Below are 22,230 nucleotides of genomic sequence, written 5' to 3' on the forward strand. Positions count from 1 at the left end.
CTATCAGATTTTTTAAAAATTTCTTTATTAAAAAAAAGCTTTAATTTATCTATAAATGTTAGATTTTTATAACTTTTAACCGTAATATTTGGTCTAATATCTCCTGAAAATCCTTGTAAATATGTACATTTAATATTCAATTCTTTTTCAATATTGTTCGTTATTACACCTATAAAATCTGAAGATATTTCATTATTGACATTAAACACAGGATGACATGAAAAGTTTATAATCATCTCTTTAATTGTATTGGCAGTGTCATATATAAGAATCAATCGAATTTTATCATCTATTGCTTTATTAGCATTAGGTAACATGATTGTTTCTTTAGTTACAAATAACTTTCTTATGTTTCTACCTATTTTTCTCCTTGAAATCCAATGTAATTGACTTGTCTGTAAAGTTATAAGTTGTATATCACACTCAATAAACTGAACATTACAAAAAAGAGTTTTTATTTCATTTACTATATACTCCACTATTTCATTATTGATATTTTTATCAAATTTCTCCTCAACTCCTGGTGCTGAATGAGTATGAGAAGCATTGAAAAATATTTTATTTTTAGACAAATTAAATTCTTTGAATAAAAAATCATAAATTTGAGAAGCTATTCTTTTAGGTATATATAACAAGTCCATAGAAATTATCAAAAAATGTTCATTATCAGTTAACTTAAACCAACAAACATTTATCATTAACTGATTTAACCCTAATCGTTCAGTTTCAGTTCGATAAGAAAAGCCTGATAATACTAGAGAGTTAAATTTTTTAAAGTCTAATTCTTTTGATAAAGAATAGTATTTCAACTTAATACCTTTTGATAAACTTCTACTAATTTCTTTGACTCATTATCCCATGTGTCAAATTTTGCAAGTTTCCCTACGTTGCTCTTAAATCTAAGAAATTGTTTTTCATTCTCTAAAAGTCCCATTATTTGATTCTCTAAACTTTTTGCATTATTATCTTCAAAAGACAACCCTATATCATTACCAATTACATATCGATTGAGTTCATACAAGTTTGTTACCACAGGAACTACTCCTGAATGTATATATTCAAATATTTTATTAGGCAAACAATAGTCATGATTCAAACAACTATTTGTAATAGCATGAATACCTATATCTGCACTTTTTGTATATTTTAATAAACTACTCTGTTCTACTCTTCCTAGGGTAATTATTCTATTACTTAAACCTAAATCTTTTATACTTTTTTTCAATTCATTTAAATAAGGACCTTCTCCTAAAAAAAAGAAATATACGTTCTGCTCTCTACTACAAACATTAATTGCAGCAGTTAAAATCAACTCTACACCTCTTGATTGACTAATCACTCCTTGATATAAGCAAACTTTTGAGGATTCACTTAATTTAAATTCTTCTCTTAAAATATTATATGTTCCTTCATGTGTATATGAAGGAATATTTCTTATTACGGTGATGTCTTCTGTTTTAAAATATTTTTGTAAAAATTCTTTGATGCTATCTGATACAGTTATTATATATTGTGCTTTTTTTGCAAATTTTTTTTCCACATAAGCAATTGACTTTAATATAAATTTGGAAGAAATAGAGTGATGAGATTCACTCCATAGTTCATGACTATCATAAATAAATGGCACTCTTTTAATACATGAGATTAAATAAGCTATTGGTAATGCATTTGCATCATGAGCATGTACTAAATCTATCTTTTTATTTAAAGAGTAAACAAACATAAAAATATAAGCACTTAAAAAGTTTAATAATTTATTACCAACTAATCCAAAACGTATTAAATTAATATTTTCTCTATCTTCACTTTTTTTTATTTTATAAGATTTCAAACAATATACATCAACATCATACCCATTTTTATACAACGAATTGGTTTCATTTCTAACTCTTGAATCAATTTGATAATCTGTCATTAAAATATGTATAACTTTTTTTTCTTTCTTCACATTTTTCCTTATAATTTATATTTTATTTTATTATACTTTAATATATATGTTTTTGCTTCAAACAAGAATAATACTAAAATTGATATAAACAATCCGTGTGTTAATAATGTTGTCAATAAATCTGAACTTATTATTAATGTAAAGATTGGCATAAAGACAATAGAATATAAAAAGAATTTATTGAAACAACTTCCTAATAAATTAATAATATTAAATAATATTATAGCAATTATTGTATAAACAAATACCCCTAAGATTCCAGCATGCATAAAACCATTTCCAATAAAACCAGTATTTGCAGCCATTTTATCTTTACCTAAATATTCTCCAATAAGAAACACAGGTTTTATTTCATACGGATACTCTATTATATTTTTTAAAATTCCATTTGACCAATATATGTATTCATGTATAGAAAAGAATTCTAAGTATGTATAGTTTAAATGTGTAGGAACAAATAATAATCTTCTTAAAATCATAGATGAAACTATTGGCATATTTATAACGAAAGATACCAACAAGGTGGTAACAATTAAACTGATAAAAGATATAAGTAATACTAAGTGGGGTTTTTTAAATTTGAAAAAAACATGAAATCCTAAAACTATTATTAAACTTTGAAAAACTGATTTATGTCCTGATAATAAGAATAAGAATAAGATACCTACAATGAACAAACAAGTTAAGATTATTTTTCTTCTATGAATTGACCAAGCTAATAAAATAACAATAAATATCTTTGTAACCCAAGAGTTTAAATAACCAAATATACCAATTGAACTTACATTACCATATTTTTCTCGAAAGTCATATACCTCATATAAATTAAAAACCATATTCCCATCAGTAGAAAGATAATAATTGGCCAATACAAAAAAAGTTAGAATAAAAGCACTTATCAATACAATAATTTTTCCATAAATAATATTCTGATGATTGTACATTTTCCAATCTACAGTAAAATATACAATTGCTAAATAAGGAGATGTTAGTATTAATAAAAACAATACATTTTGATTTGAGAAAGAGAAAAAAACTACAGTTGGAAGGAAGTAAAGGATAAAAAAAGTCAAATACATTTCATATAAGAGTTGTTTTCTTTTTAAATATAATACTTTATAGCCAACAAAAAATACAATCCAACTAAATATATATTTTACTAAAGAAAATTCTAAAATAAAACCATTATATTCAAAATGTTTATGTACAAAAAAGAGATATGACACTTCAATTAAAATTTTTAGAATACTTAATAAAACCAAAGTATAGGAAATTTTCATATATATTACTTTCTTAAGTTTATTGTTAAAAAAAGTAAATAGCCTAAATAATATAAACCATAAACTATAGAAAATATTATTAAGAAATCTACAATATTATATTTTAAAAAGTGTACTACAATAAAAATACTTATAATAAGAAGCAACATGAAAAATTGAAAATATAAGTCTATTTTTACCTTATTTAAAACCATCGGAGTTATAGTCAAAGGAGAAACAATGAATCTACAAAAGTATAAAAACAATAGTATTTTCCCATATTCTCCAGCTATCTCCCAATTCTTTCCAAAAACATAAATAAAAATATCAACAATTGCAAAATATAAAAATCCAAATAATAACAAACCTATAATAACCAATTTAAAAACTGTTTTTAAAAAAAGTTTATAAAAACTCTTATTTTTTTTATATTCAACACATGCTTCTTGATAGTATACTTGACTAACAGATTTTCCAATCAAAGAGGTTGGAACACCTAAAATCCTTTCTGCTAAAGAATAAAAACCTAGACTTGTAACATTAAAAATAGTTGCTATAAAGATATTGATAAGATTACCAGATAAAACATTTGCCAATATTGCAGGAACTGAAAACTTTGGAAAATTATTATATTTTTTCCCTAATACCAAAACTTTTTTATAGGAAATAGCTTTCATTAATTTATCGTCTTTTAATATATTTTTTAACAGCTTGATATTTGCAAATATTCGAGACATCAATTCTCCAATAATCAAACCAGCTTCTCCATTTTTAAAAAAACCTATAATCAGTTGGCAGGATGTCAATACTATTGATTTAATAATTGTTGTATGTGAAATATCTTTATAAAACTTTTTTCTATTATTATAATAGTTTAACAAATTAAAAAATCCAATAAATAAAACTGAAATAGGAACAAAATACAACCAAAATTTTATTTCTTTATTGTTTAATAGTAAAACAATATCTGTAATAAAACAATAAATACCTATATAAAGAAATAAAAATATCAATAAATTTATAATTATTCCTAATGCCAATATATTTATTGCATCTTCGTCTTTTTTAGGTAACATTATTGCTAGTTCATATCGACCTGTAGCAATGCTTGAAAAAATGGATGTTATAGCTACAAATAAAGCAAATACACCAAAATCTTCAGGATTATATATTCGAGTTAAAATCGGACTAAACACAACTGGTATTGCTTGTGCTATAGTTGTGCCTGTCATTAAAGTTAAAACATTTCGACTAAAATCCGATTTAGGTTTAAATTTAGTTATCAACTATATGATTCCTAGATTACTACTATAATTTATCTTTAATGGTGACATCTTAATACTTGATCTGATATATACTCTATCTCTTCATCTGTTAAATAAGGATTCATTGGTAGACTCATAATCTCTTCTGAAACTATTTCAGAGACAGAGAAATCACTTTTTTTATATCCTAAATATTCAAAACACTCTTGAAGATGTAAAGGTTTAGGATAATGTACCGCAGTTGGGATTCCTGCTTCTTTTAATTGTTCTTGTACCTTATCTCTATTTTTTACTCTTACAGAATATTGTGCCCAAGCAGAGGTTGCCTTTTCATCAACACATGGTAAAACTAAATCTTTTCCAGCTAAAGATTTTGTATATTTACTTGCAACTTCTTGTCTTAGAGCTAAATCTTTTTCATAATATTTTAATTTTACATTTAATATTGCAGCTTGGATAGTATCAAGTCTTCCACCCATACCAATATATTTGTGATGATATCTTTTGCTTTGTCCATGAACTCTTAATGATTTCATTTTTTCTGCTAGTTCTTCATTATCAGTAAAAACTGCTCCTCCATCACCAAAACACCCTAGTGGTTTAGCAGGAAAAAAAGATGTAGTTGAAATATCCCCCAAAGCAGAATCTGTAATATTATTAAAAGTAGAACCAAAACTTTGTGCTCCATCAATTATCACTTTTAGATTATGCTTATTTGCGATATCTTGAATTTTTTGCATATCTGCTGGTTGTCCATAAATAGATACAGGGATTATTGCTTTAGTTTTAGAAGTAATTTTCTCTTCAATTAAAGAAGCATCTAAATTATAAGTCTTTTCATCAATATCTACAAAAACAGGAGTTGCTCCTAGAAATGCAATTGTTTCAGCAGTTGCAATAAAAGTAAAAGGTGTAGTAATTACTTCATCACCAGGTTTAATATCAAGAGCCATCATAGCAAGAAGTAAAGCATCTGTACCAGAACTACATGAGATTGCATATTTTGCACCAGTAAACTCTTGAAGAGATCCTTCTAGTTGAGTTATTTCTTCTCCCATAATATAGTTTGATTTATTTAAAACAGTATGAATAGCTTCATCTATTTCTGTTTTGTATAATTGGTATTGATCTTGTAATTTTGCAAAATCTATTTTACTACTCATCATTTAGTGCCTCGCTTGCATTGTATTTTAATACTTATCACTAGTTTTCCTTATTGCTCTAGTAATGAAACTTCATTATTTTCTAATTTATATTTTGTATTATCAAAAGTATCTACTGCAATGTTATTTTCGTCAAAGTTTAATCTATTTCCAGCAACAGAAACCCAACCAATTTGTCTTGCAGGAATACCAACCATAAGTGCAAAATCTTTTATATCTTTATTTACAACGCTTCCTGCACCAATTAGTGCGTATTTACCTATTGTATTACCACAAACAACAGTTGCATTTGCACCAATAGAACAACCTTTTTTAAGAAGTGTTATTTTAAACTCTTCTTTTCGTACTATAAAAGATCTTGGGTTAATAACATTTGTAAAAACCATTGAAGGTCCTAAAAAAACATCATCTTCTACTTCAACACCTTCATATATAGAGATATTATTTTGAACTTTAACACCATTTCCAATATTTACTTTTGGCCCAATAACACAGTTTTGTCCAAAAGAACAATTATTTCCAATTGTTGTACCACTTAATACATGTGAAAAATGCCAAATTTTAGTATTTTCACCTATTTTTACATTATCATCTACATATGCTGATTCATGGGCAAAATAATTAGACATTAGATAATCTTTTTACAAAAAGGATGATAATCATCTTTTAATCCAATAGGTGTCATTTTTCTAATTTGAGAAACAATATCTATCGACCCATAGGCTTCATCTAATCCAAATCCATTACCAGCTAAAATCTCTTCATAAGATCTTGTATGTAAATCTTTAAATCCACCAGAGAATTCTATCTCTTCACCTTCAACAGTGATTGACCTAAATGTTGTTTGCCCTTGAGCCTTTACTTCTTCTGGAATGTAATCATAATTTACAGATAAGAACCATCTTACATTTGCATTTTTAAGTCTTAATAATCCTGCATTTGCATCTGGTTGTTTTAAGTGAACAATATTCTCTTTTACTTCTCCAAAAATCCAAGCTAGCATATCATAAAAGTGTACACCAATATTAGATGCAATTCCTCCAGATTTTGCTTCATCGCCTTTCCATGATACAAAATACCACTTTCCTCGACTTGTAAGGTAAGTTAAATCAATATCATAAATCTTATTTGGATTTTGTTCTAACTCTTTTTGAACTTTCTCTTTTAAAGTAATAATAGAAGGATGAAGTCTTAGTTGTAAAATATTATTAACTTTTTTACCTGTCTCTTGTTCTATTATTTTTAACTGATCAATATTGTGAGGATTTAATACTAAAGGTTTCTCACAAATTGCATCACAACCACTTTTTAATGCAAATCTTATATGTGCATCATGTAAGTAATTTGGTGTAGTGATTCCTATATAGTCTATTTTCTTCTCATTTTCTCTATGATACTTATCAATAAACCTATCAAATCTTTCAAACTCAGTAAAAAAACTTGCTTGAGGAAAATGAGAATCCATAATTCCTATCCCATCATATGGGTCAAGCGCTGCAATAAGCTCATTTCCTGTATCTGTAATTGCTTTCATATGTCGGGGTGCGATATATCCACTCGCTCCAATAAGGGCAAATCTTTTTTTATTTGGCATTTATTACAACCTCCATGTAGGATTTTGTACAATCCCTTTTATATCAATTAATATTTCTTTTCCACTACTAATATTTTTAAAGTCTTCTTCTCTTAAAGATACAAACTCATTATGTGCAACAGCAATAATTATAGAATCATATTTTTTATCTGATTCAAATGGGTTCTTATCCAAAAGTTCATGATGAAAATGATGTTTGGTTTCTTCTAAATCAACCCATGGATCATAAATATCTACATTTGCACCATATTCCCTAAGTTCATCTACAATATCTGTAACTTTTGTATTTCTTAAATCTGGACAATTTTCTTTAAATGTTACTCCTAATATTAAAATATTGGAGTCTTTTATTTTCTTATCATTCTTGATCATTTGTTTTACAGTTTGTTCAGCAATGTATTTTCCCATACCATTATTAATTTGTCTTGCTCCAAGGATTAGGTTTGGTTTATACCCTAATTCTTCAGCTTTAAAAGTCAAATAGTAAGGATCAACTCCAATACAATGTCCACCTACTAACCCTGGTTTTAATTTTATAAAATTCCATTTAGTAGCCGCTGCATCAATTACCTCATTAGTATCGATACCAATACTATCAAAAATAAGTGCTAATTCATTAATAAGTGCAATATTTACATCTCTTTGGGTATTTTCAATAACTTTTGCAGCTTCTGCAACTTTGATTGATGTTGCTTTAAAAGTACCAGCTGTAATAACAGAGGAATATAAATCATCAACAACAGTTGCTATTTCAGGTGTTGAGCCTGAAGTTACTTTAAGTATTTTAGTAACTGTATGCTCTTTATCTCCTGGATTAATTCTTTCAGGAGAATAACCACAAAAAAAGTCTGTATTAAATTTCATTCCAGATTCACGTTCAAGTTCTGGTACACATACTTCTTCCGTAACTCCAGGATAAACTGTAGATTCATAGATAACAATATCATTTTTTTTAAGAACCTTACCTAACATTTGTGATGACTTTACAAGAGGTGTTAAGTCTGGTCTATTAGAACTATCAATTGGTGTGGGTACAGTTACGATATAAACATTACAATCTTCAATATCTTTGATATCTAATGAAAATGTTATGCCATTGTTAAGCGCTTCTTTTAGTTGGATTTCTGATAACTCGAGTGTTCTATCAAATCCTGAATTTAATTCATTTATTCTAATCTCATTAATATCAAAACCTACTACTCGATATTTTTCACTAAATGCATGGGCAAGTGGTAACCCTACATATCCTAATCCAATTACACATATTTTTGTCATTATTGAAAATTTCCTCTGATAATAAAGTTGACTATGATACTAAATTATCACTTTGTAGTGAATTAAAAAGATCTAAAATGATATTATATCAATGAGTATAAATAATTAATATTGCACTCTATATTGTAAAATACTCTTGACATGATGCAGATCATGTAAGTAAATAGTCTAACTCTAAACTTTGATTACAATTTATACTTATTTATTTTATAAAATATTTTATACCACTCTATAAATTTATCAATACCTTCACTCAATTGTGTGTTTGGCTTATAGTGAAAGTCATTCATTAACTCTTCGGTATCAGCATAAGTTGAAACGACATCACCTGGTTGTATATCCATGAAATTCTTTTTTGCCTTTTTGCCAATTGAATTTTCTAAACATTCAATAAAGTCTAAAAGTTGTACAGGAGCATTATTACCAATATTATATACACGATATGAAGCTGATGATAAAGATGGATTTGGTTTATTTGCATCAAACTTTTCTGAAGCTTGTGCAGGATTATCAATCACTTTTATAACCCCATCCACAATATCTTCTACATAGGTAAAATCTCTACTCATATTACCATGATTAAATACTTTTATTTCTCTGTTATTTGTTATAGCATCAGCAAAAAGCATGGGTGCCATATCAGGACGTCCCCAAGGACCATATACGGTAAAAAAACGTAAACCTGTTGTATGAATTCCATACAAATGTGCATAGGTGTGAGCCATGAGCTCATTTGATTTTTTCGTTGCAGCATAAAGGCTTACTGGATGGTCTGTATGATCACTTGTTTTAAATGGTTGTGAACTGTTTAATCCATACACTGAACTCGAACTTGCATAGGCTAAGTTTTTTACATCAAAGTTCCTACATGCTTCTAAAATATTTAAAAATCCCACAACATTACTTTGAATATAGACTTCTGGATTTTCAATAGAGTAACGAACTCCAGCTTGAGCTGCCAAGTTACACACTGCATCAAATTTTTCTTCTTGAAAAATTTGATTAATAATATTTTGATTTTCTAAATCTGCTTTTATAAACTTGTGTTTAGAAAAACTTTCAGATAACGTAAATTTATTATTTTCTATGTTTTCTTTTTTAATACCCAATTCATTCAAACGTGCATATTTTAAATTCACATCATAATAATCATTTATATTATCTAATCCAATGACTTCATCTCCACGTTCGAGCAACTTTTTAGTTAGATGAAACCCAATAAACCCAGCCGTACCAGTAATTAATATTTTCATTTTACTCTTTTATTTTTTGAATAAATTGATTCAAAAATACAAATAAAATAGCCAAAACAACTCCTCCGATAAAAGAAAATATTATAACCGACTTTTTATCTACCTCGTTAATAGGAGTATTTAAAACTTTTATTTCACCAATTTGTTGTGTCTTAAGTACATTCTTATAAAATTTTGCTTTTTCTTGATGTCGTTCTAATATATATTGAATTATATTCTCAAGTTTAAGCTGAATGTTTTTTTTGTCTTTATCAATTTTAGATATTACTACTATTTTATTGCTTCTTACTGGAGACGTGGCTTTAAAACCTTGCTGCATTAAAACTGGAATTAAATTTTCAGGATAATCTAAAACTTGCGTTCCAAATACTTCGCTCTGTATTTCTCCAATCTCAACTAAAACTTTTCCCTCATAAAGAGGTATCACTTTTTTAAAACTCACATAAGCCACTCCACCAAACGTAAAAAGCAAAGTTACTACCACTATAAATATTTTCTTCGCCCAAAGCAGTGAAAAAACCTTTTTTAAATCAATTTCCTCTTCTTGGATTATATGGTTATCCTTCATCTTCTCACTACCTTAACTATCACTATTAAACAAGTCTCTAGTATAGACTTTTGCTTGAACATCTTCAATGTCACTGCTCAATCGATTAGCCACAATCACGCTGCTTACTTTTTTAAACTCATCCAAACTCTTAATCACTTTTGAGTTAAAGAATTCTTCATCCTCTAAATTTGGTTCATAAATCACTACAGGAATCCCTTTGGCCTTAATACGTTTCATGATGCCTTGAATTGCACTGCTTCTAAAGTTATCACTTCCACTTTTCATCACAAGTCTGTAAATCCCTACCACTTTTTGTGTGTGAATATTATCAGGGTTTTGAGCAGTAAGTTCAAGCTTTTTAATGATACTGTCTGCCACAAAATCTTTTCGTGTTGAGTTGGCATTTACAATGGCTTCAATGATATTTGAAGGCACATCTTTATAATTCGCCAATAACTGTTTCGTATCTTTTGGTAAACAATACCCGCCATACCCAAAGCTTGGATTGTTGTAATGTGTTCCTATTCTTGGGTCTAATCCTACACCTTCAATGATTTGTCGTGTATCTAAACCGTGTGCTTCTGCATAAGAATCAAGTTCATTAAAGTATGCTACTCTCATTGCTAAGTATGTATTTGAGAAAAGCTTCACCGCTTCTGCTTCGGTACTATTCGTGAAAAGCATATCAATATCTTTTTTCAAAGCCCCTTGTGCTAAAAGATTGGCAAATATTTTTGCTCGTTCACTTTGCTCTCCCACAATAATTCGACTTGGGTAAAGGTTATCATATAGTGCCAAACCTTCTCGTAAAAACTCAGGAGAGAAGATAATATTGTTTGTATTAAACTGCTCACTGATGGCTTTAGTGTACCCTACAGGAATCGTTGATTTTATGACCATTGTTGCAGTTGGATTGATTTGTAGAACATCTGCAATCACATACTCAATAGATTTGGTGTTAAAATAGTTTGTTTCTGGGTCGTAGTCTGTTGGCGTAGCAATGATGATAAAATCAGCATTTTCATACGCCTCTTTTTTATCTAAAGTAGCTGTAAAGTTCAGCTCCTCTTTTTTAAGATACTCTTCAATCTCTTTGTCTTCAATCGGAGAGATTCGTTTTTTCAGCATCTCAACTTTTTCTGGGATAATGTCCAAAGCCACCACTTCATTGTGTTGTGAAAGTAAGACTCCATTTGAAAGTCCAACATAACCCGTACCTGCTATGGCTATTTTATATTTTTTTATTTGACTCATTTGCTACCTAACGATTTAATTCTTCATAATTTAAGGGCAATAATATAACATATTTAAGGTGATAGTTTACTTTGAGAGTTTTAATTTAATTTTAAAATGTAAAGGATTAAGTGTTTAAAAGTGGAGCGGGAGACGAGACTCGAACTCGCGACAATCTGCTTGGAAGGCAGAGGCTCTAGCCAACTGAGCTACTCCCGCAAAACTAAATAAATGGTGCGGATGAGAGGACTCGAACCTCCACACCGTGAGGCACCAGATCCTAAGTCTGGCGTGTCTACCAATTTCACCACATCCGCACAAAAAGACTCTTTAAAAAAGAGAAAAAAAAAGATTCAGTTGCAAACAACTTAAATCTTTAAAGTGGTACGCTCTAAAGGATTCGAACCTTTGACCTACGCCTTAGAAGGGCGTTGCTCTATCCAGCTGAGCTAAGAACGCTTATAAAAGTAATGGGGTAAGTAATGGGATTCGAACCCACGGCCCTCGGAACCACAACCCGATGCTCTAACCAACTGAGCTATACCTACCATTTTCAAATGGTCGGGGCGAGAGGATTCGAACCTCCGGCCCCCTGGTCCCAAACCAGGTGCGCTAACCAGACTGCGCTACGCCCCGAATCATTTACTTTTCTTTCAAAAAGTGGACGGAATTATAATATTTTTTCGCGCAAATGTCAAGGGAATTTTGAAGAAATTTTCAAAAACCCCTGAATTTACTCTAAAACTGGATTAATCCATCCACGGGAGAGCTCGCAGTAGCATATGGTTTTTTAGGAATTCTTCCCGCTTTATAGCCCATTCTACCAGCAATTACAGCGTGTTTCATCGCTTCTGCCATTGCAATTGGATCTTGTGCTCCAGCAATTGCTGTATTTGTTAAAACAGCTTCTGCTCCAAGCTCCATTGCAATCGCTGCATCACTGGCACATCCAACACCTGCATCTACAATAACGGGTACACTCACTGCATCTTTTATAAACGCAACATTGTATCGATTTTGAATTCCAAGTCCTGAACCAATGGGTGCAGCTAATGGCATAATAGCATCAGCCCCCGCATCCTCTAATCGTTTGGCAATGATTGGGTCATCATTGGTATACGCCATAATTGTAAAGCCCTCTTTTTTAAGAACATCGCATGCTTTAATGGTCTCAATCACATCTGGGTACAATGTTTTTTGTGCATCCCCAATCACTTCAAGTTTGATAATATCAATCCCTGTTGCTTCTCTCATCAATCTGAACGTAGTGATGGCTTCATCTGCTGTAAAACACCCAGCTGAGTTGGGTAAAAGTTTGACATTAGTGTCTTTAAAATAATCTAATAAATTCTCTTCATTTGGGTTCATGATATTCACACGTCGAATGGCTACAGTAATCAACTCACTTCCACTTGCAAGTGTCGCTTCACGTGTCGTTTGAAAATCTTTATATTTACCGCTTCCTACGATTAAACGGCTGTTAAACTCATATTTTCCTATTTTTAATACTTCACTCATTTTGTATTTCCTTCTATAAATTGTAAGTATTCATTGCTTGCATTTGAAATGTCTATTGCAACTATTTCTGGCAAATCATAACTATGATTATCTTTAATTTTCCTTTGAATTATCTCAAAGTTTTCTTTTTTAGTTTTAATACTGAGTAATACTTCTTTATCTACACACAACTCATTTTTCCACTCATAAACTGACTTGATTTTTTGAAACTGTACACACGCAGCCAACTTCTCTTTGACTAAAAGTTTGGCAATCTTTTTGGCCTCTTTTTTGCACCCACAGGTGGTTTGTATAATAATGGCTGTCATAATGTTTTCACCTTTTGAATGATGTCTTGTGGAGTGAGTGCATAGTTATTGCCCTCAAAGCTGTTTGCAGCCAAGGTATGTGCAATAGAAGCACTGATTGTGGCATTCAATGGGTCATACCCTTGCGCAAGTAACGAACCAATGAGTCCAGACAGAACATCGCCACTTCCTCCTTTACTCAATACAGCACTTCCTAAAGCATTGACATACAACTTCATATCATACGCAATAATAGAGTTTGCCCCTTTTAAATACAACACCACCTCAGGAAACTTTGCACTGAACATCAAGGCATATTTAAAGCGATTCTTTTGCAATTCATCCACTTCAATATCGGCAATATCACACAGCTTTAATAACGAGCAAAACTCTTTAGGATGTGGGGTTACCACCACCCCTTGTTTTAAATAGCTTTTAATGTTTTCATGATAAAAAATATCTGCATCAATCACTTTTGGTAAGTCACTTAAAAGCAGACTCTCTATCTCATTGGCTTCACAATTGCCCAATCCCATCCCCAAGGCAAGTGCACTTGTTTTACATGGCAGTTTATGGCTTTGCATGATATGATACGGTAAATCAATGTTCTCATGTGTAATTGCACTTACTAAAGAACACCCAAAAGCAAACGCTGCTTCACACGCCAACACGCCTGCCCCTTTTTTCATGCCAACGACCACAGCAAGATGACCAAAATGCCCTTTATTGGTTGATTGACTCATGCGAAGAGGCAGTTGGATATCCAAAGGTTCCAGTAAAAAAAGGTTACTCTCATTCTCATACAGTGTTCTATCTACTCCCAGTGAAGCGACCTTGATTTTTCCTACATAATCTTTGACTTCATCACTGTAAAGTGCTGTTTTAAGGGCACCCATGGTGATGGTTGTATTGGCTTTAAAAGCTATTGAAGTAATCTGCCCTTGTTGATTGATACCAGAAGGAATATCACACGCAATTTTAAAAGCTCTTATAGAGTTGAGTTTTTGGATGAGTTTGATACTGAGTTCATCCAAACTTCGATTCAAGCCTGAACCAAAAAGACAATCCACAATCACATCGCAAGGCATAAGTTGTTCAACGGGGTGTATGCCAATCTTTTGAGCACGTTGAAGTTGCAGTTGTGCCATGGGTGATTTCACACCAAATGGAATAAAAAGAGAGACTCGATATTGTGGATATAAAAGTCGAGCCAAAGCAATACCATCGGCTCCGTTGTTGCCCATACCACATACAATCAAGAGTGATTTATGAGGTTCCACATTTTTTTGAATATAAACAGCCATGCTGTTTGCGGCATGCTCCATTAAAATATCTTCACTTAATCCATACTGTTCGTAACACCGTCTGTCTAAAGTGTTCACCTCTTCAAAGAGCTTTTGCATGTTGCCTCCTTAAAAAACTTATCTGTTTATTTGAACTTCCAACCACTGCTTTGCAGAACTGTTTTCACTCGTTCTTTTACATCCCCTTGCAGTTCAATCCACTCCTCTTTGAGTGCACCTCCACACGCAAGTTTTGTCTTTAAAAGTTTTAAGACCTCTTTTTTCTCTTTCTCTTCACAATAAAATCGCCCCACTAACGTCACGGGTTTACCTTTTCTTTTTTCAAAAGTAAACACCAGTTGGTGCTCTTTTTTAGGTTTTACCTCTTGTGATGTTTTTTTCTTTTTGTCCTCTTTGGCAGTATCAAACTGGTCACCATTCAATTTTGCACCCATTTCAAAAATCATTGTTCATCCTTTTAAAATGTCTTAACTCTAGACTGTATATCCAACTCATGCACAGGAGTGAACTCTTGTTTTTCATACTGTTCAACCGCAACTCGTCCAATCATTGCGGCATTATCACTGCAAAATTTCAGTTCACTTAAAAAAAGTTCTGTTTTGTACTCTTTACACAGTTTCTCTATGGCTTGTCGCAAAAAGATATTGGCACTCGCACCTCCCACAATGGCAAAACGTTTTGGGGCATGTTGTTTGAAAAGTTTTTTCATCTTTTGCATGATATGTGTAACGGCTGCTTTTTGAAACGAAGCACAGATATTGGCTTTAATTTCTTCACTCAGATTTTTTTCTGCTTCTATGGCCATTCGTACGGCATTTTTTAATCCTGAATATGAAAAGGCAATCTTTGGACTTTGACTTAAAGGTACAGGAAAATCATACGCATTTTCATCACCTTTTAAAGCATACTCTTGAACAATGGGACCACCCGGATAACCCAAGTCAAGCATTTTTGCTACTTTGTCAAAACTCTCACCAAAGCTGTCATCCATTGTGGTTGCAACAATATCCATGCTGTTTAGGCTTTGAGCTTGTATGACTTGAGTGTGACCACCTGAGACCAAAAGTACAAGCATAGGTAGCTGTTGCTCTTTTTCAATAAAGAGTGAATATATATGCCCTTTTAAGTGGTTCACTGAAATCAATGGAAGGTTCAAACTCACACTCAAAGCTTTCGCCATGATGACCCCTTCCATGAGTGTCACTGCAAGTCCCGGTGCTGTTGTAACGGCTATGGCTTTAAGTTGAGAAAAGTAGCTTTCACACTCTTGCAATATTTTAGGCAATGCTTCCACATGTAATCGTGCAGCCAGTTCAGGTACCACTCCTCCATAGACACTGTGTTGCAGTTCTTGTGAGATTTTTTTGTGATAAACCAGCTCTTTGGTTTGAATATCTGTAATGGCTATCGAGCTGTCATCACAACTGCTTTCGATGGATAGAATCATTCCACTTCTCTTTTTAACCAATCCAATGCACAATCCAATTTTCCAAACCCTGAATCAGCGTTGATATGCCCTGCATTGTTCATGATTTTCATACCCACATTGAGTTGTTGTTGCAGTTTAATGGCCTCTTCTAAACTCATGTAAGGGTCATTATCAGAAGCTGCAATAATCACTTCACGGCTCTTTAAATCTATTGGAATAGGATAGGGAAAGAACTCTTTAATCTCTTCTATATCACACGTTTCACGAACAGGAGCTACGAGCATCAACTTCTCTAAAGCTATATCAAGCTCATCAAGCAAATGGAACCATACAATGTTTCCTAAAGAGTGGCACACTACCATATCTGGTTGAAAGTGTTCCACCTCTTTTTTTATAAACGCTTTCCACTCTTTTAGTGTGGGCAGATCTTTATTGGGCAATTCGGGAAATGAAACGGTGTAATTCTCTTTTATTAAATCACTGGCTAAATGTGCTTGCCAGTGAGGAAAATCACTTCCGCCCCATCCATGCAATATCAATACTTTTTTATTCATATTTACCTCATCGTTCGTACACATCGTACAAATTTATATACATTTCTGTTATCAAAATAAGCTGTACCACTTACAAAGTTCATAAAATCTGCATAAAACCAAAAAGTTCTAAAGTGTGCTTTCAATGCCCAATACCCTTTGGCTTGGTTGTAACGAAATGCACGATGTATATAGTTTTTTGTATTTCGTTTATCAACAATTGTTTGAAACTCTTCAATGGTTGGCAACCGCCAATTAGCATACCCCGCATAAAGTAATGTTTCACAATAGGGTTTTGCCTCTTTATGCGTAAACCTTTTAGTCACAGTATCTTTATTATCCATCCACATTAAATTATTATCATAGTCCATGACTACTTCATTGCCATTATCTCTACTGACTGAAGCAGCATAAAGCGAAGCAATACATATAAGCATGAGTAAAAAGGCTTTCATCACGACTCCTTTATGTCAAACTTTCCTTGCTCTAAATTTCGTTGTTGACTCTTTTCGTGTAACTCTATGAAAAGTTTACCATTTTCTTTAAAGATAAGTCCAACAAAAGTTTTTGTTTCCTCTTTTTTGTTACTTGTAGGATGATGCTCTTTCCACTGTTCATATTTATGTTCATACAACTCCAGCATCTTTTTTTCAAACTGATTACGAGAGTAGATTAAGTAAACCACAATGGCGACCAAAATACCTAGAGGAAGAAGTAAATCAAGTTCCACAATACACCCTTACTTCTTTATCAATGGCAAAGATATCATCCAGATTTTGAAGTTTTACATGATCGAACTTCTCTAACGCTTTCAGTGTTAAAGTTGAAATATCTAAAAAAGCACACTCATTTTTTAAAAATTTTGCCACGGCGACTTCATTGGCTGCATTTAGTACCACCCCTAAATGTGGGTTTTGAAGCATATAATCTTTCACTTCCCAAATGGGATAACGATCCGTCTTTATTTCTCGAAACTCTAAACTTCCCACTTTGATTAAATCCACAGGTTTGAGCACCTCTTCATTGACCTCTTTTTTGATGGCATAGGCAATAGGCAATTGCATGGATGCATTGGCAATGTGTGCCGTGGTACTTCCATCTTTAAAATTAATCAAAGCATGAATGAGTGATTTGGTTTCAATGATGGCATCTAAATTCGTCGTATCAAAAAGCCATTTGGCTTCAAGCAGTTCAAAAAGTTTATTGGTCATAGTGGCACTGTCAATGGTGATTTTATTGCCCATAGACCAGTTAGGGTGATTGAGTGCTTCTTTAACGGTGACACTTTTTAAGCTCTTTAAAGGGTAGTCCCTAAAAGAACCCCCACTTGCTGTTATCGTCATAGAAGCCACAGCTCTGTCTTGCAATAAATACCACAATCCAAAGTGTTCACTGTCGATGGGCATCAATTTTGCTTGGTCAATAAATGCCCCTGCAACAACCAATGACTCTTTATTGGCCAAAGCAATTTTTTTACCACACTCAATGGCTTTAAGCGTTGGTCGAAGACCTAAAAATCCGACCAATGCATTGACCACTGTTTGTGTGGTGGATGTCTCAATGGCTTCTAAAATACCTGCTTCACCAAAACTAACATTACGGTGATGCACTTTTGAAACATCCTCTTGTTGTGCAACCACTACTTTAACAGGATTGACGGCTTTGATTTGTTGGTTTAAAAGTTCAATATTACTGCCTGCAACCAATACTTCAACATTTAAGTTGAATTTTTTAGCAACTTCTAAAGTATTGACCCCTATAGAACCCGTACTACCAAGCAGTATCAAAGAAGCGACCTTAAAAGAACCAACATAATAATCGCACCAAATAAGTACCCATCTGTTCGGTCTAAAATCCCACCATGACCTGGAAGTAAGTTTCCACTGTCTTTGACATCGGCTTCCCGTTTTAAATAACTCTCAAACAAATCTCCAAACACAGAGGCAATGGCAACAAAAATTGAAACACCTAAAGCAGCCAAAAATGAAAGTTCTGAAAAAGCAAAAAAGTATCCCAAAATGGTTGCAACCAATACACCACCCACAACCCCTTCAATGGTCTTATTGGGGCTGGTTTCACAAAATTTTGTTTTTCCTATACTTTTACCCACAAAGTAAGCCCCCACATCAGCTCCAGCTACTACAACCAGTAACCACAACAAGGCTTGCATACCAAACTCGGTGTATAAAGCAAATAAGAACAGAAATGAAGCCGTGGGATACATCAACACTAAGAAGAGCTTTTTATCTAAGTTTTTCGTATAGGCTAAAATGGATGCATAGACCACACCCACTACAAAAATCAAATCTTCTGGCGTGGGATAAAAATAAGCCACCATCCATAAAACAGCCACACTGTAATAGACAAACGTGCTTTTCATATCAAACAGTTTCATGGCTTCATGAATGGCTCCAGCTAATAACGCTCCAAAAAAAAGCCACATTACCCAGTAAAGATCAATATAACCAATTGCTATAATTGCAATTAAAAGCACAACCCCTGTTTTTATTCGAGTTGCACTTGACGAGATAATTCCTGACATACATCATCCTAATCAAATTTAATCATTGATTTTACCATTTTAAGGCTTGTAGCTTTATAAGGATGGCTAACATCGATTTAAGCTTAGTTTGTTAAAGTAACTTTACCAAAACATTTAAAGGAGAGACATGGAGATTGCAACTACTGGAATATTCAAAGGCATGAACAAAACTATGTCCATTTTCTCATTGTTTGTTATTTTAGTCAGTGTGAGTCTGACGGGTTACTTTCCTGAAAAAAGCAGTCAATTTTTAGTCGCTTTACGTGAATATCTTACCCCTTTTTTAGAGTGGTATTATGTTTTATTGGTCGCTTTTTTACTCTTTTTTATGATTTGGTTGGGCATGGGACGGTACCGCAATGTAAGACTGGGTGGCGATCTAGAGCAACCAGAATTCACCTTTTTCTCTTGGATTTCGATGCTCTTTGCTGCTGGTACAGGAGTGGGGATACTTTTTTGGTCGGTGGCTCAACCCATTATCCAGTTCCAAAACAACCCTTTTACACAAAACGATATGTCCCCCGAGTCGGCCATTGTAGGAATGAGTCTGACCTACTTTCACTGGGGGTTAAATGGCTGGGCCATTTTCTCCTTTATTGCTATAACTATGGCTTACTTCTCATATAGACACGACTACCCTTTAACCATTCGCTCTTCTTTATACCCTATTTTAGAAAAACTGGTCGATGGATTTGCAGGTCGCTTTGTTGATGTACTTGCAGTATTTGGTACAGTCTTTGGCATTGCAACAACCTTAGGCTTAGGAGTAGAACAAATGAATGCCGGACTAAAGGAAGTGTTGCACATTCAACCTTCTCAAACACTGCAACTCCTTGTGATGAGCATCATCATGCTTATTGCAACTTTTTCTGTTGTTTCGGGTGTGAGTAAAGGAGTCAAACTGCTCTCTGAAGCAAACTTTTGGTTAAGTATTTTGGTGCTGTTATTCTTGCTGTTTTTTGGACCCACACAGTATCTTATTGGAGTAACCATTGAATCCACAGGACACTATATTCAAAATATTTTACGTCTGACCTTTCATACCAATGTAACTCATGACACCAATTGGCAAGCTGTTTGGACTGTCTTTTTTTGGGGTTGGTGGATTGCATGGTCACCGTTTGTGGGAATGTTTATTGCCAGAATTTCACGTGGACGGACCTTTGGGGAGTTTGTTTTAGGTGTACTTTTAACGCCAACGCTCATTACCATTATCTGGATTGGTCTGTTTGGTGGAACAGCCTTGTACGAACAACTTTTTATGAACAAAGACATTATTGGTGCCGTCAACCAAGACATCTCTGCGGCACTTTTTATCATGATTGAAAGTTTGGATATGGGAATGTTGGGCAGTTTTATCTCATTTATGATGATTGTTCTTATTGCCACGTATTTGATCACTTCAGCCAATGCAGGTACCTTGGTGATTACGACCATCTTAGCTTCAGGTTCCACGACTCCACCTACGGCTCATCGTATCTTATGGGGTCTGATTTTAACACTTTTAACAGGGGTATTGATTGTAGCTGGAGGTTTAGAGACACTTCAAGCAGCCGTCATTGCAGCAGCCCTTCCTTTTTCGGTGGTGATTATCATCATGATGTTTGGATTAGTAAAAAGTCTGAGTTTAGAGCAAACGCCTGTTCGTTCAGGAAATGAGTCTATCAGTGTCCGTGAACCTTGGATTTTAGAAAAAGACACAGGAGAAGAGCCTACCATTATTGATGAACTTAATCCCAATATTAAAGATATAGAGGAACCTGAGTATAAATAACTAAAAGGTTTCTCCTTTATTTATGCTCACCAGTTCATGTAGAGTATTCTCATTTAAAGTGCATAAAGAGAAAAGCACGTTTTGTGCTTTTTGAGTACTTAGGTTTTGAAACAAATACGTGGGTGTTGTAATAATTACACCTGCAAAATCTATATTACTGTTGAGTATCTCTATTCCTGTAGTCTCTAAATCTGTCGCTGTTACCGTTAATGTAGAGTTTAAAATCTCTGTTTTATTTTTTAAAAGCAGTTGTGAGTTTACAATATCCACACTGGAATTCTCAATAATCAAATCTTCAATCTTGGCATCTTGGATACGTATATTCGTACTGTTTTTTATAACCAAGTGTCCTATTCTTCCTGTAAGCGTAACACCATTTTCCCCCTCAACCACTCGTTCTTTTTCGATCACGTCGTATACCGGCAGTTGTTTTGTATAAGCATCATGCAACAGATGCTCTTGCAGGGTTTTTAAAAAGAGTTGTGGTGCATCCTTAATGGGAACATGTCCTGCATTTTGTACACTCATAAACTTTGAATGGGGTATGAGTTTATGCAACACATAGCCTGTTCGAATGGGTGCCACTTTATCTTTTTCTCCCCACATAATAAGTGTATTCACATCAATATTTTGTGGTACATTAGAATAGTCTGTTTCCACTAAAGCGGTTGCAGCAATAGTGGAAGGGTTTGAACGAAAAAGCAGTTTTCGTGACGTATTATTTTGCAAAGCAGGTGATAAATCCAGAGGCAAGATGGAGTTCAAGGCTTTAGGTAAACCTTTGACAAAATCAATAATACCTTCATTCTCTGTCATTTTTTCTGTCTTCTCTTTTAAAATAAATTGGCTGTACGCAATTTTATTTAATATGCCTGCTGCATCAATGAGCATCAAACTTTTTATATCCGCAAACATCGAAGCATATTTTAAACTGATAGCTGCACCCATAGAATGTCCCACTAAATGAAACGGCTTTTGTATAAAGTGTTGTGCTAAATAATTGATAAAATAGGCATAATTTTTAGGAGAGTAGAGTTTATTGGCCTTATCTGAACGTCCAAAGCCCGGCAAGTCAAACATCAAAATAAAGTAATCGTCTTCTAAAGCAAGCGCACTCTCTTCCCAAAGTTGTGCGCCTTCATCGCCTAAACCATGCACAAACACAATCGCTTCATTTTCGGGGTTTCCATAAGTTTTGACAAACGTGACTTGATTAAAAGTAGGTTCTTTGATATAGTGAACTTGAGCACACACAAAGGAGTAACAGCATAATAAGATGATCAATACTCTTTGCATGGTTTGC

The 22,230-nt window shown here is 33.1% G+C and carries 23 protein-coding genes and 5 tRNA genes; 1 reads left to right on the forward strand and 27 read right to left on the reverse strand.

Translation table 11 applies throughout. The annotated features are described in order from the left end of the window. The 26 genes from CRV04_RS04840 to CRV04_RS04965 form a co-directional block, all read right to left on the reverse strand. On the reverse strand, positions 1–809 hold an 809-nt coding region (locus CRV04_RS04840; RefSeq protein ID WP_164969126.1), incomplete at its 3' end, for a hypothetical protein. After that, positions 806–1,948, reverse strand: a complete 1,143-nt coding sequence (locus tag CRV04_RS04845) for a glycosyltransferase family 4 protein (RefSeq protein WP_128995704.1) — start codon at positions 1,946–1,948, stop codon at positions 806–808. The genes CRV04_RS04840 and CRV04_RS04845, both read right to left, overlap by 4 nt. Positions 1,949–1,956: 8 nt before the next feature. Further along, positions 1,957–3,228: a hypothetical protein gene (locus tag CRV04_RS04850; protein ID WP_128995705.1), complete on the reverse strand. Its 1,272-nt coding sequence runs from the start codon at positions 3,226–3,228 to the stop codon at positions 1,957–1,959. Positions 3,229–3,233: 5 nt separating this feature from the next. Continuing rightward, positions 3,234–4,493: a lipopolysaccharide biosynthesis protein gene (locus CRV04_RS04855; RefSeq protein WP_128995706.1), complete on the reverse strand. Its 1,260-nt coding sequence runs from the start codon at positions 4,491–4,493 to the stop codon at positions 3,234–3,236. Between the two features lie 35 nt (positions 4,494–4,528). Next, entirely contained in the window at positions 4,529–5,638 is a 1,110-nt protein-coding gene (locus CRV04_RS04860) for a DegT/DnrJ/EryC1/StrS family aminotransferase (RefSeq protein WP_272868267.1), read from the reverse strand. A gap of 47 nt (positions 5,639–5,685) precedes the next feature. Further along, positions 5,686–6,264: an acyltransferase gene (locus CRV04_RS04865; RefSeq protein ID WP_128995707.1), complete on the reverse strand. Its 579-nt coding sequence runs from the start codon at positions 6,262–6,264 to the stop codon at positions 5,686–5,688. Beyond that, positions 6,264–7,229, reverse strand: a complete 966-nt coding sequence (locus CRV04_RS04870; protein WP_128995708.1) for a Gfo/Idh/MocA family protein — start codon at positions 7,227–7,229, stop codon at positions 6,264–6,266. Before CRV04_RS04870 ends, CRV04_RS04865 begins: the two co-directional genes overlap by 1 nt. A 3-nt stretch (positions 7,230–7,232) precedes the next feature. Continuing rightward, the gene (locus CRV04_RS04875; protein WP_128995709.1) at positions 7,233–8,504 is read right to left on the reverse strand and encodes a nucleotide sugar dehydrogenase; all 1,272 of its coding nucleotides are present in this window, start codon (positions 8,502–8,504) and stop codon (positions 7,233–7,235) included. Between the two features lie 185 nt (positions 8,505–8,689). Beyond that, complete coding sequence (locus CRV04_RS04880; RefSeq protein WP_128995710.1) at positions 8,690–9,757, reverse strand: NAD-dependent epimerase; 1,068 nt, start codon at positions 9,755–9,757, stop codon at positions 8,690–8,692. 1 nt (position 9,758) lies between these two features. Further along, a complete protein-coding gene (locus CRV04_RS04885; RefSeq protein WP_128995711.1) occupies positions 9,759–10,325 on the reverse strand; it encodes a Wzz/FepE/Etk N-terminal domain-containing protein in 567 nt (188 codons plus the stop codon). 12 nt (positions 10,326–10,337) lie between these two features. After that, the gene (locus tag CRV04_RS04890) at positions 10,338–11,561 is read right to left on the reverse strand and encodes a nucleotide sugar dehydrogenase (RefSeq protein WP_128995712.1); all 1,224 of its coding nucleotides are present in this window, start codon (positions 11,559–11,561) and stop codon (positions 10,338–10,340) included. A gap of 121 nt (positions 11,562–11,682) precedes the next feature. Then, positions 11,683–11,759 (reverse strand) — tRNA-Gly (locus CRV04_RS04895). A gap of 13 nt (positions 11,760–11,772) precedes the next feature. Beyond that, positions 11,773–11,857, reverse strand: a tRNA-Leu gene (locus CRV04_RS04900). Between the two features lie 65 nt (positions 11,858–11,922). After that, a tRNA-Arg gene (locus tag CRV04_RS04905) sits at positions 11,923–11,999 on the reverse strand. 12 nt (positions 12,000–12,011) lie between these two features. Then, positions 12,012–12,088: transfer RNA gene (locus CRV04_RS04910), tRNA-His, on the reverse strand. A 10-nt stretch (positions 12,089–12,098) separates the two neighbouring features. After that, positions 12,099–12,176 (reverse strand) — tRNA-Pro (locus CRV04_RS04915). A 102-nt stretch (positions 12,177–12,278) separates the two neighbouring features. Further along, on the reverse strand, positions 12,279–13,058 hold the full coding sequence (locus tag CRV04_RS04920; protein ID WP_128995713.1) for a thiazole synthase: 780 nt from the start codon (positions 13,056–13,058) through the stop codon (positions 12,279–12,281). Beyond that, entirely contained in the window at positions 13,055–13,366 is a 312-nt protein-coding gene (cutA, locus tag CRV04_RS04925) for a divalent-cation tolerance protein CutA (protein ID WP_128995714.1), read from the reverse strand. The genes CRV04_RS04920 and cutA overlap by 4 nt, the downstream gene beginning before the upstream one ends. After that, positions 13,363–14,748 (reverse strand): NAD(P)H-hydrate dehydratase, encoded by a 1,386-nt coding sequence (locus CRV04_RS04930; protein ID WP_128995715.1) that lies wholly within the window; start codon positions 14,746–14,748, stop codon positions 13,363–13,365. The genes cutA and CRV04_RS04930 overlap by 4 nt, the downstream gene beginning before the upstream one ends. A 26-nt stretch (positions 14,749–14,774) precedes the next feature. After that, positions 14,775–15,095 (reverse strand): SUI1 family translation initiation factor, encoded by a 321-nt coding sequence (locus tag CRV04_RS04935; RefSeq protein WP_128995716.1) that lies wholly within the window; start codon positions 15,093–15,095, stop codon positions 14,775–14,777. 11 nt (positions 15,096–15,106) lie between these two features. Further along, complete coding sequence (gene tsaD / locus CRV04_RS04940) at positions 15,107–16,096, reverse strand: tRNA (adenosine(37)-N6)-threonylcarbamoyltransferase complex transferase subunit TsaD (protein WP_128995717.1); 990 nt, start codon at positions 16,094–16,096, stop codon at positions 15,107–15,109. Continuing rightward, complete coding sequence (locus CRV04_RS04945) at positions 16,093–16,632, reverse strand: RBBP9/YdeN family alpha/beta hydrolase (protein ID WP_128995718.1); 540 nt, start codon at positions 16,630–16,632, stop codon at positions 16,093–16,095. Before CRV04_RS04945 ends, tsaD begins: the two co-directional genes overlap by 4 nt. A 2-nt stretch (positions 16,633–16,634) precedes the next feature. Then, on the reverse strand, positions 16,635–17,066 hold the full coding sequence (locus tag CRV04_RS04950; RefSeq protein WP_128995719.1) for an Lcl C-terminal domain-containing protein: 432 nt from the start codon (positions 17,064–17,066) through the stop codon (positions 16,635–16,637). After that, a complete protein-coding gene (locus CRV04_RS04955) occupies positions 17,066–17,341 on the reverse strand; it encodes a hypothetical protein (RefSeq protein ID WP_128995720.1) in 276 nt (91 codons plus the stop codon). Before CRV04_RS04955 ends, CRV04_RS04950 begins: the two co-directional genes overlap by 1 nt. Beyond that, the gene (gene dxr / locus CRV04_RS04960; RefSeq protein WP_128995721.1) at positions 17,331–18,398 is read right to left on the reverse strand and encodes a 1-deoxy-D-xylulose-5-phosphate reductoisomerase; all 1,068 of its coding nucleotides are present in this window, start codon (positions 18,396–18,398) and stop codon (positions 17,331–17,333) included. The genes CRV04_RS04955 and dxr overlap by 11 nt, the downstream gene beginning before the upstream one ends. Further along, the gene (locus CRV04_RS04965) at positions 18,395–19,153 is read right to left on the reverse strand and encodes a phosphatidate cytidylyltransferase (RefSeq protein ID WP_128995722.1); all 759 of its coding nucleotides are present in this window, start codon (positions 19,151–19,153) and stop codon (positions 18,395–18,397) included. The genes dxr and CRV04_RS04965 overlap by 4 nt, the downstream gene beginning before the upstream one ends. A 127-nt stretch (positions 19,154–19,280) precedes the next feature. Here CRV04_RS04965 and CRV04_RS04970 point away from each other — a divergent pair, with 127 nt between their 5' ends. Continuing rightward, positions 19,281–20,927, forward strand: coding sequence for a BCCT family transporter (locus tag CRV04_RS04970; RefSeq protein WP_128995723.1), 1,647 nt, complete (start codon positions 19,281–19,283; stop codon positions 20,925–20,927). On the opposite strand, the gene CRV04_RS04975 is transcribed toward CRV04_RS04970, so the two are convergent. Beyond that, positions 20,928–22,223, reverse strand: coding sequence for an alpha/beta fold hydrolase (locus CRV04_RS04975; protein WP_128995724.1), 1,296 nt, complete (start codon positions 22,221–22,223; stop codon positions 20,928–20,930). Positions 22,224–22,230 lie beyond the last annotated feature (7 nt).

Source organism: Candidatus Marinarcus aquaticus (genome assembly GCF_004116335.1).
GTDB lineage: Bacteria > Campylobacterota > Campylobacteria > Campylobacterales > Arcobacteraceae > Marinarcus > Marinarcus aquaticus.

What these genes read in the sequence shown, in the direction of transcription:
- CRV04_RS04850 (WP_128995705.1), bottom strand. Translation starts at nt 3,228, where the DNA reads ATGAAAATTTCCTATACTTTGGTTTTATTAAGTATTCTAAAAATTTTA.
- CRV04_RS04860 (WP_272868267.1), bottom strand. Translation starts at nt 5,638, where the DNA reads ATGATGAGTAGTAAAATAGATTTTGCAAAATTACAAGATCAATACCAA.
- CRV04_RS04865 (WP_128995707.1), bottom strand. Translation starts at nt 6,264, where the DNA reads ATGTCTAATTATTTTGCCCATGAATCAGCATATGTAGATGATAATGTA.
- CRV04_RS04870 (WP_128995708.1), bottom strand. Translation starts at nt 7,229, where the DNA reads ATGCCAAATAAAAAAAGATTTGCCCTTATTGGAGCGAGTGGATATATC.
- CRV04_RS04875 (WP_128995709.1), bottom strand. Translation starts at nt 8,504, where the DNA reads ATGACAAAAATATGTGTAATTGGATTAGGATATGTAGGGTTACCACTT.
- CRV04_RS04880 (WP_128995710.1), bottom strand. Translation starts at nt 9,757, where the DNA reads ATGAAAATATTAATTACTGGTACGGCTGGGTTTATTGGGTTTCATCTA.
- CRV04_RS04885 (WP_128995711.1), bottom strand. Translation starts at nt 10,325, where the DNA reads ATGAAGGATAACCATATAATCCAAGAAGAGGAAATTGATTTAAAAAAG.
- CRV04_RS04890 (WP_128995712.1), bottom strand. Translation starts at nt 11,561, where the DNA reads ATGAGTCAAATAAAAAAATATAAAATAGCCATAGCAGGTACGGGTTAT.
- CRV04_RS04920 (WP_128995713.1), bottom strand. Translation starts at nt 13,058, where the DNA reads ATGAGTGAAGTATTAAAAATAGGAAAATATGAGTTTAACAGCCGTTTA.
- cutA (WP_128995714.1), bottom strand. Translation starts at nt 13,366, where the DNA reads ATGACAGCCATTATTATACAAACCACCTGTGGGTGCAAAAAAGAGGCC.
- CRV04_RS04930 (WP_128995715.1), bottom strand. Translation starts at nt 14,748, where the DNA reads ATGCAAAAGCTCTTTGAAGAGGTGAACACTTTAGACAGACGGTGTTAC.
- CRV04_RS04935 (WP_128995716.1), bottom strand. Translation starts at nt 15,095, where the DNA reads ATGATTTTTGAAATGGGTGCAAAATTGAATGGTGACCAGTTTGATACT.
- tsaD (WP_128995717.1), bottom strand. Translation starts at nt 16,096, where the DNA reads ATGATTCTATCCATCGAAAGCAGTTGTGATGACAGCTCGATAGCCATT.
- CRV04_RS04945 (WP_128995718.1), bottom strand. Translation starts at nt 16,632, where the DNA reads ATGAATAAAAAAGTATTGATATTGCATGGATGGGGCGGAAGTGATTTT.
- CRV04_RS04950 (WP_128995719.1), bottom strand. Translation starts at nt 17,066, where the DNA reads ATGAAAGCCTTTTTACTCATGCTTATATGTATTGCTTCGCTTTATGCT.
- CRV04_RS04965 (WP_128995722.1), bottom strand. Translation starts at nt 19,153, where the DNA reads ATGTCAGGAATTATCTCGTCAAGTGCAACTCGAATAAAAACAGGGGTT.
- CRV04_RS04970 (WP_128995723.1), top strand. Translation starts at nt 19,281, where the DNA reads ATGGAGATTGCAACTACTGGAATATTCAAAGGCATGAACAAAACTATG.
- CRV04_RS04975 (WP_128995724.1), bottom strand. Translation starts at nt 22,223, where the DNA reads ATGCAAAGAGTATTGATCATCTTATTATGCTGTTACTCCTTTGTGTGT.